General features: G+C 75.3%; 7 protein-coding genes and 1 pseudogene. 4 read left to right on the top strand and 4 right to left on the bottom strand.

Annotation, left to right across the window (positions count from 1 at the left end):
* Nucleotides 1-80: 80 nt before the first annotated feature.
* The 3 genes from ABD993_RS16330 to ABD993_RS16340 form a co-directional block, all read right to left on the bottom strand.
* Nucleotides 81-1088 carry an ABC transporter ATP-binding protein gene (locus ABD993_RS16330; RefSeq protein ID WP_345418460.1) on the bottom strand — a complete coding sequence of 336 codons (1008 nt, stop codon included), beginning with the start codon at nt 1086-1088 and terminating at the stop codon, nt 81-83.
* On the bottom strand, nt 1085-2554 hold the full coding sequence (locus ABD993_RS16335) for an ABC transporter permease (RefSeq protein WP_345418463.1): 1470 nt from the start codon (nt 2552-2554) through the stop codon (nt 1085-1087). The genes ABD993_RS16330 and ABD993_RS16335 overlap by 4 nt, the downstream gene beginning before the upstream one ends.
* An 83-nt stretch (nt 2555-2637) precedes the next feature.
* Entirely contained in the window at nt 2638-3648 is a 1011-nt protein-coding gene (locus ABD993_RS16340; protein WP_345418466.1) for an iron ABC transporter substrate-binding protein, read from the bottom strand.
* 588 nt (nt 3649-4236) lie between these two features.
* Here ABD993_RS16340 and ABD993_RS16345 point away from each other — a divergent pair.
* The 4 genes from ABD993_RS16345 (at nt 4237) to ABD993_RS16360 (ending at nt 8011) form a co-directional block, all read left to right on the top strand.
* The gene (locus ABD993_RS16345; RefSeq protein WP_345418468.1) at nt 4237-4674 is read left to right on the top strand and encodes an SRPBCC family protein; all 438 of its coding nucleotides are present in this window, start codon (nt 4237-4239) and stop codon (nt 4672-4674) included.
* A 5-nt stretch (nt 4675-4679) separates the two neighbouring features.
* Nucleotides 4680-6272: a phytoene desaturase family protein gene (locus ABD993_RS16350; protein WP_345418900.1), complete on the top strand. Its 1593-nt coding sequence runs from the start codon at nt 4680-4682 to the stop codon at nt 6270-6272.
* Nucleotides 6273-6497: 225 nt separating this feature from the next.
* A complete protein-coding gene (locus ABD993_RS16355; protein WP_345418471.1) occupies nt 6498-6968 on the top strand; it encodes a CinA family protein in 471 nt (156 codons plus the stop codon).
* A gap of 104 nt (nt 6969-7072) precedes the next feature.
* Nucleotides 7073-8011, top strand: a complete 939-nt coding sequence (locus tag ABD993_RS16360) for an amidohydrolase family protein (RefSeq protein ID WP_345418474.1) — start codon at nt 7073-7075, stop codon at nt 8009-8011.
* A gap of 189 nt (nt 8012-8200) precedes the next feature.
* On the opposite strand, the pseudogene ABD993_RS16370 reads toward ABD993_RS16360, so the two are convergent.
* A pseudogene (locus tag ABD993_RS16370) lies at nt 8201-8542 on the bottom strand (DUF3618 domain-containing protein); the annotation flags it as partial.

The raw sequence follows: 8542 nt of genomic DNA on the forward strand, positions 1-8542 counted from the left end.
TTCTCGTCGTGCTCGCCTGCGTGGCCTGCGGGGTCGCCGTCCAGGAGGTGCTCACCCGGGCGGGTCCGGCCCTGCGGGCGTCAGTCCGGATAGAAGCGGACCGGGCCGCGGACCTCCAGACCGGAGCGGTCTCCCGGCTCCGGGGTCTCCGGCTCGGACGTGCGGCAGCGCAGCATCGTGCCGTCGAGGTCGACCACGACGGTCGCGTCGTGCCCGTGGAAGATCACCTCCCTGACGCGGGCAGGTCCGCCGGGGCGTAGCCGCAGCTGCTCCGGCCGGAGCAGGAGCCGCCCCGGCCCGTCCTGGGCGGCCACCGGGAGCGGGCCCAGCACGGTCTCGGCGCGGCCGTCGCGGACCACCGCGGCGAGCACGACGGCCTCGCCGACGAAGGCGCCGACACCGATGTCCGCCGGGGCGCCGTAGACGTCTCGGGGCGGGGCGGCCTGGACGACCCGCCCGTCGCGCAGCACCGCGACGAGGTCGGCGACCCCGAGAGCCTCCTGCTGGTCGTGCGTGACCAGGACCGCGGTCGCCCCGGCGGCCCGCAGCGCGGCTCGGACCTGCTCGCGGACCTCGGCCCGCAGGCCGGCGTCGAGGGCGCTGAACGGCTCGTCGAGCAGGACGAGCGCCGGGTCCGGGGCCAGGGCGCGGGCCAGGGCGACGCGTTGCTGCTGCCCGCCGGACAGCTCCGCGGGCATGCGGTCGCCGAGGTCGGCCAGGCCCACCAGATCCAGCAGCTCGCGCACCCGCGGGCCGCGACGGGCGGTCCGGTCGAGCCCGAAGCCGACGTTGCCCGCCACCGACAGGTGCGCGAACAGCGAGCCGTCCTGGGGGACCAGCCCGACCCGGCGGCGCTCGGGCGGCACGTCGACGTCGGGCCCGGCCACGACGTGCTCGCCGAGCCGGATCTCCCCCGCCTCGACCGGATGGAACCCGGCCACACAGCGCAGCAGCGTCGTCTTGCCGCTGCCGGACCCGCCCAGCACCGCGACCAGCGCGCCCGGTGGGATGTCGAGGTCCACGCCGTGCAACACCGGCACTCCGGGGTGGCCTGCGTGCAGGCCCTTGACCGCGAGCCCGGTGCTCACCGGTGCGCCGCCCGGTCGAGCAGGACGGTCGGGACGGCCGCGACCAGCACGAGGACGACGGCGTACGGTGCCGCGGCCGCGAACGCCCCCGCCCCGGTCTGGCTCCACAGCTGCACCGCGAGGGTGTCCGTCCCGGTCGGTCGCAGCATCACCGTCACCGGCAGCTCCTTCGCGACGGTGAGGAAGACCAGCGCGGCGCCCGCCACGACGCCGGGCAGGGCGCGGGGGAGCGTCACGCGGGCGAACGCCGCCGCGCGGCCGCAGCCCAGTGAGCGGGCGACCTCCTCGTGGCCGACCGGTGCGGCCGCGACGGCGGTCCGGACGGCCCCCACGGCGAGGGGCAGGAAGAGCACCGCGTACCCGACGACCAACAGCGGCAGCTCCTGGTACACCGCCGGAACCAGCCGGATCCCCACGAACACCAGGGCGAGCCCGATCGTCACGCCGGGCAGTGCGTGGCCTGCGTACGCGGCCGTCTCGACGGCGGTCACCGCGCGGCCGCGGTACCGCGCGGCCAGTACCCCGACCGGCATCGCGAGCAGCGTCGTCAGAACCGCACCGAGCCCGGCGACCTGGAGGGTCGCGAACGCCGCGCCCCCGAGCCCCGCCCAGTCGATCCCGGCGGAGGTCCCGGCGAGGGTCCAACGCACCAGGCTGACCGCGGGCACCCCGAGCGCGGCGGCGGCGACGGCGACCACCGCGAGCAGGGCGAACGGTCGGGAGGTGCCCAACCGGACCGGCACCGGCGGACGGGGCGTGCCGCGCCCGACCCAGCCGCTCGCCCGCCCTCGGGCCCGGTGTTCGGCCCACGTCAGGACCGCGGCGAGGAGCACGAGGGCGCACCCGAGCACCGCCGCGGGCGTCCGGTCGAAGGTGGCCCGGTAGCTCGTGAAGATGCCGAGGGTGAAGGTCTCGTAGCGCATCAACGACACCGCACCGAAGTCACTGAGCACGTACAGCGCGACGAGCAGGCCCGCGGCCGCCGCCGTCGGGCGGACCCGGCGCAGGGTGACGGTGAACAGGACCTCCCGGGGGCCGCGGCCGAGCGAACGGGCGACCTCCTCCAGACCGCCGTCGGACACGAGCAGGGCGGCGGCGACCGGCAGCAGCACGTACGGGTAGCTGACCAGGGTCAACACCAGGAACGCACCCGGGAAGCCCGCCAGCCCCGGCCACTCGGCGATCCAGGTGAACCCGGCCACGTAGGAGGGGATGGCGAGCGGCAGGGCCAGGACCGCGGCCCACGCCCGGCGGCCGGGCAGGTCGGTGCGGGTCAGCAACCAGGCCAGCCCGCAGCCCAGCACCACGCAGGCGGTGGTGACCGAGCCTGCGAGCAGGGCACTGCGAGCCAGCAGCTCGCCGGTGCGCGGGCGGGCCAGGATCTCCACGACGGTGCCGGGGCCCGCCTCCAGGGCGCGGACGACCAGGTAGACCAGGGGGACGCAGGCCAGCGCCCCGGTCGCCACGGCCGCGACGACCAGTGGCCGGGGAGCACCTGACCGGGTTGTCGACCGTGCCTGCGGCGGGGGAGGTGCGGTGGGAGGTGCCGTCACGCCAGACCGGTCTCCTGCAGCAGCGCCAACGACTGCTGCAGCGAGGCGAGGTCGGACAGGTCGATGTCCGGGGGCTGCAGCTGGTCCAGCGGCCGGAGGGGGTGGCGGGTGGAGGTGATGCCGGCTCTGACCGGGTACTCGGCGGTCTCGTCAGCGAAGTACTGCTGGGCCTCCGGCGACACGAGGAACTCGACCGCTCGCCTGGCCATCTCCGGCTGGGCGGACCCGGCGACCACGCCGGCACCGGCCACGTTGACCAGGCCGAGCGGATCGCCGCCCGGGACGTAGTGCACGCGCGCCGGGACGGCCTGCTCGCCGACCTCCGCCACCCGCTCGTACCAGTAGTAATGGTTCGACAGGCCGAGCGCGATCTGTCCGGCGTTCACCGCGTCGAGGATCTGGATGTTGTTCTCGAACCGGACGGGCTCGTTCTCCGCGAAGGCCCGCAGCCAGGCGCGCGCGCCGTCCTCGCCGCGGAGCACCCGGACTCCGGTGACGAAGGCTTGCCAGGAGGCGTTCGTAGGGGCGTAGCCGATCCTCCCGCGCCAGCGCGGGTCGGTGACGGCGTCCAGCGTCGCGGGCAGGTCGGCCTCGAGGACCTGCCGCGGGTCGTAGAACAGCACCCGGGAGCGGGCGGAGGTGGCGACCCAGCTGCCGTCGTCCGCGCGGTACGCCGCGGGGACGGCCTCGAGCGCGGCGGGGCCCAGCGGCTCCAGCCGCCCTGCGTCGTCGAGCGCGCCGAGGGCGCCCGCGTCCTGGGAGAAGAAGACGTCCGCCTCGGTGCCGTCGCCCTCCTCCAGGAGCTGGGCGGCGAGCTCGGCGCTGCCGCCGTACCGCACCTCGACGCTGCCGCCGACCCGCTCCTCCAGCCTCTCCAGCAGGCCGCCGACGAGCTGCTCGTTGCGCCCGGAGTAGATGGTGAGATCGGACGAGCTCCCGCAGGCGGTCAGCGGGGCGATGGCGGCGATCACGGCGACGACGGCCGAGGCGACACGGCGGCTGGGCACGGGCGGAGCTCCTTCGTGGACGGGCCGAACGCCCGAGTGAGGGCAGCATAGCTTTCCTCCCGCCGCCCTCTACGTCCGGAATGCCCGGTGTCGTCCGCGCCCGCGGCTGCGACCACGGTGACGATCACCCGGTGTCGTCGTCCACCGAGGGGCCTGCCGGGCGGACGGACGGCGGTGAAGGACCTGGCCACGCACGTCGACCGGCACCGGCCATGCCGTCCGAGTCCGCCGAACCGGCCCCGAGGCACACCAGCCGGCGATCTTTCGCGCTGGTCACCGGGGTGGCGCGGCGCTCGGGCTGGCCTGGGGGCTGCCGGCGCCGCACGCCGGCCTGCCGCCGGGCCGAGGTCACCCGGAGCCGAGGCGCCCGGTGTCGGAGCCTCGGTCTACACCCTGCGCCCGCCGGGTAGCGCGGGCCATACGGATCGCGGGCAGTGTCGTGGTGGTCACCGGGGCGTCGAGCGGGATCTCCGAGTTCGCCCCGCGTGGACTGGGGGTGAGCCTGCATCGAGAGCCCCCCTCGCCGTCGGGCACTCGATGCCCGCGGGTCCGGACCTCTACCATCTAGCGTCTGGAGGCACGAGCGCGATGAGTGTCACGGTCGAGCGTCGGATCCCGGCGTCCCCCGAACGGGTGTTCGCCGTCCTGGCCGACGGGTGGAGCTATCCGCTGTGGGTCGTGGGCGCCACCCACATGCGCGTGGTCGACGAGGGTTTCCCGGCCGTGGGGACTCGGCTGCACCACAGCGTCGGCTCCTGGCCGCTGCAGCTCGAGGACGATACCGAGGTGCTCGCGATGCAGGAGGGGGAGCTGCTGGAGCTGCGCGGCCACGCCTGGCCGTCCGGGTCGGCCCGCATCCGGATCGAGGTTCACCGAGACGGCGACGGCAGCCTGGTCGTCATGACCGAGCGGGCCGAACAGGGCCCCGCGACGGTGATCCCGGGTCTCGTGCAGCAGGCGATGCTCACTCCCCGCAACCGCGAGTCCCTGGCCCGGCTCGCCGCCGTCGTCTGCGAGCGGGGGTGAGCACCGTGGACGTCGTGGACGCCGTGGTCGTCGGCGCCGGTCACCACGGCCTGGTGGCCGCCAACCTGCTGGCCGACGCCGGCTGGGAGGTGCTGGTCTGCGAGGCCGCCGACCACCCGGGCGGCGCGGTCCGCAGCGCGGAGATCACCGCGCCCGGTTTCGTGAACGACCTGTTCAGCGCGTTCCATCCGCTCGCCGCGGCGTCCCCGGTGCTGGCCGAGCTGGATCTGCCCGCGCACGGCCTGCGGTGGCGCCACGCGCCGTCGGTGCTGGCCCACGTGACCCCGGACGACCGGTGCGTCGTGCTGCACCGTGACCCGCACCGCACCGCGGCGAGCCTCGACACGTTCGCCGCGGGCGACGGCGCGGCGTGGCTGGAGCTCGTCGCCCAGTGGGAGCGCATCCGCGACCCGCTGCTGGAGACCTTCCTGCGCCCGTTCCCGCCGCTGCGGGGTGCGCCGCGGCTGCTGCGCGCGCTCGGTGCCGCGGAGGGACTGCGGTTCGCGCGGACGCTCGTGCAACCGGTCCGGGGGTTCGTCCGCGAGCACTTCCGGGGCGAGGGCGCCGGGCTCCTGCTCGCCGGGAACGCCCTGCACACCGACCTCGGCCCCGACTCCGCGGGCAGCGCGGTGTTCGGCTGGTTGCTGAGCATGCTCGGCCAGGACGTCGGTTTCCCCGTGCCCGAGGGCGGAGCGGGGAGACTCACCGACGCGCTGGTCGCCCGGTTGCACAGCCGCGGCGGCCGCATCGACTGCGGACGTCCGGTGCGGGGGATCGAGATCCGCGACGGCCGCGCCGTCGGGGTCCGTGACGCCGAGGGCGCGGTCGTCGCGGCCCGACGGGCGGTGCTCGCCGACCTCGCCGCGCCACTGCTGTACCGCGAACTCGTGGGGGAGGAGCACCTGCCCGCGCGGTTCGTCCGCGACCTGGCGGGCTTCGAGTGGGACACCGCCACCGTCAAGCTCGACTGGGCCCTCGACGCGCCCGTGCCCTGGACCGCCGAGGGTGCGCGCGGGGCGGGCACCGTCCACCTCGGCGCGGACTCCGACGGGCTGCGCCGCTACACCGCCGACCTCACCGCGGGCAGGCTGCCGCAGGAGCCGTTCCTGCTGTTCGGGCAGATGACCACGGCGGACCCGGGGCGCTCACCGGCCGGCACCGAGTCGGCCTGGGCCTACACCCACGTCCCGCGCGGCCTCGGTTGGGCCGGGTCCGAGCTGCTGCGCCACGCGGACCGGATCGAGGAGACCGTCGAGCGGGTCGCGCCCGGCTTCCGGGCACTGATCCGGGCCCGGCACGTGGCGGGCCCGCCGGATCTGCAGCACCGCAACCCCAACCTCGTCGACGGGGCGATCAACGGCGGCACCGCGGCGATCCACCAGCAGCTGGTGTTCCGGCCGGTGCCGGGCCTCGGGCGCGCGGACACCCCCGTGGAGGGCCTGTTCCTGGCCGGGTCGTCCGCCCACCCCGGCGGCGCGGTGCACGGCGGGGCGGGCGCCAATGCCGCACGAGCGGCCCTCGCGGCGTCGGGACCCGTCGGCCCGGCCTACCGCTGGGCCGTGCGGGCGGCCCACCGGCGTCTGTACCGCGACGGGTGACCACCGGTGGACCCGGTCACCCGTCGCGGCGGGCGGTGTCCACGGCCTGCCGAGCTCCGCGTCGTGCCCGGGCCCGGATGTCACGGCGGCTTCCTCGAACGAGTGGATGCGTCGCCGGCGGGTTGCCCGGATCGCGGTGTCCGAACCCGATGGTGACGAGTGGGTCGCTGCGCGTGGCGTCGGTTGCGTCGGCCTAGCCTGGGGCGGCGCGCGAACGGAGGCACGATGAACGATCTCGACCAGGGCGCCGCCGCGGTCGCCCGGTGGGCGGAGCGAACCGGGATGACCGTCGGGGTGGCGGAGTCGCTGACCGGCGGGATGGTGGCGGCGGCGCTAGCCGCCGCCGAGGGGTCCTCGCAGTGGTTCCGTGGGGCGATCGTCGCCTACTCCTCGGAGGTCAAGCACGGCCTGCTCGCGGTGCCGCCGGGGCCGGTGGTCAGCGAACCCGCGGCCCGGGCGATGGCGGCGTCGACACGACGGCTCTTGGGCGCCGACCTGGCGGTCGCGCTGACCGGGGCGGGTGGGCCGTCGTCGCAGGACGGGCGGAGTCCGGGGACGGTGTTCCTGGCCGTGGACGGGCCTGCGGGCGCCGAGGCGGTCGAGCTGGATCTCGACGGTGGGCCCGAGCAGGTCTGCCGTTCCGCGGCGGCGGCGGCGCTGGACCTCCTCGTCGCCCGGCTGCCTGCGTCGAGCTGACCGGCGGAGAAGGGAACTCTCCGAGTCGACCTGGCGGTACTCGTTGATGAGCTGGGGCCACGACCCCGAGAACTGACCCGCGTCGCCGTCTAGGGTGGGCGATCGTGCACCGACTGGTCGACGCCCACGTCCACGGCGTCGACTTCCTCCAGCGGGTGCTTCCCGCGGACGAGCTGCAGGCCGTGCTCGCCGGCCCGGACGGCCCGGCCGGGGTGGTGCTGTTCGGGCTGCCGATGAAGAAGAAGTGGGCGCAGAGCGAGCCCCGCACACCGCACTACTACCTCGACGGCAACGACCCGTGCAGCTACTTCCCGTTGACCGACCAGCTCGTCGCCGACCTGTACCTGCAGCTGCCGGACGATCTGCGGGCCAGGGTGGCCCCGACCGTGTGCGGGTTCGACCCCACCGACCGGTTGGCCGTGGAACACCTGGAGTGGGCCTTCGACCGGTACCCCTTCTGGGCCGGGATCGGCGAGGTCATGCTGCGGCACGACGACCTGACCAACCTCACCGCGGGTGAGCATCCCACTGCGTCGCACCCCGCCCTCGATGCCGTCTTCGACTTCGCCCGCAGGCACGACCGCCCGCTGGCGCTGCATCATGACAGCGCCTCCGCGGGACGACCGGCCGAGCACGAGTACGTCCCGCAGCTCGGTGCCATGCTCGACCGTCACCCGCGGACGACGGTCGTGTGGTGCCATGCCGGGGTCGCCCGGCGGATCGAGCCCCACGACCAGGCCGCTCTCGTGGACGAGCTCCTCGACGCACACCCCGGCCTGCACATCGACGTCTCCTGGTCGCTGCTCGACCGCATCGTGGGACCCGACGAGGACGGCCGCAGCCGGCAGGTGGACCCCGACTGGGTTCGGCTGATCGACCGCCACCCGGACCGCTTCGTCCTGGGCAGCGACAGCGTCGCCCAGCTGGACGACCTCCGTCCGCTCCACGGCCGCCTGTCTCGGCTCGTCGATGCCGTGCACCCGGCCCATCGGGACGCCCTCGCGCACGGCAACGCCGAGCGACTCTGGTTCGCTCGCCGCTGAGTCGCCCGGCGGAGGTCGAGGTCGTGTGACGGCCTCGCCCTGGGCGAGATCGCCGACCTCACGTCCGACGGGTCCTTGCCGGCCGCCAGGACGTTCACCACGATGTCCCGGTCGGTGATCATGCCCTTCAGTCGGTTGTCGTCGCCGCAGATCGGGCCCTGCGAGCCCGCGGTAGGTCGTCTCCAGGTGTCAGCCGGGGGCGTTCGCGCGGACCGTGCCCGCGGAGTCGGTGGCCTGGTCCTTGACCTGGCCCGCGGCGGAACGACCCTCGTCGGCGACGGTCTGTCCGGCGTCCTGAGCGGTCGCCCGCACGGCCTCGACGGCCTGCTGCGCGGGCTCGCGGAGCTCGCCCACGGCCTGTTCGGCCGCATCGGCCAGCGGCCGGCCCAGCTCGGTCGCCTTGTCCTCGACGGTGCCGGCGAGCTGCTGCTCACGCCGCGAGGCGGGCAGCAGCGACGAGACGAGCCAGCCCGCGCCGAAGGCGATCAGCCCGGCCGCGACCGGGTTGCCCCGGGTCTGCCTGCGGGCCGC

Origin of the sequence: Pseudonocardia xishanensis (genome assembly GCF_039541715.1) — a bacterium.
In the GTDB taxonomy this organism is placed as follows: domain Bacteria; phylum Actinomycetota; class Actinomycetes; order Mycobacteriales; family Pseudonocardiaceae; genus Pseudonocardia; species Pseudonocardia xishanensis.

What these genes read in the sequence shown, in the direction of transcription:
- ABD993_RS16345 (WP_345418468.1), top strand. Translation starts at nt 4,237, where the DNA reads ATGAGTGTCACGGTCGAGCGTCGGATCCCGGCGTCCCCCGAACGGGTG.
- ABD993_RS16355 (WP_345418471.1), top strand. Translation starts at nt 6,498, where the DNA reads ATGAACGATCTCGACCAGGGCGCCGCCGCGGTCGCCCGGTGGGCGGAG.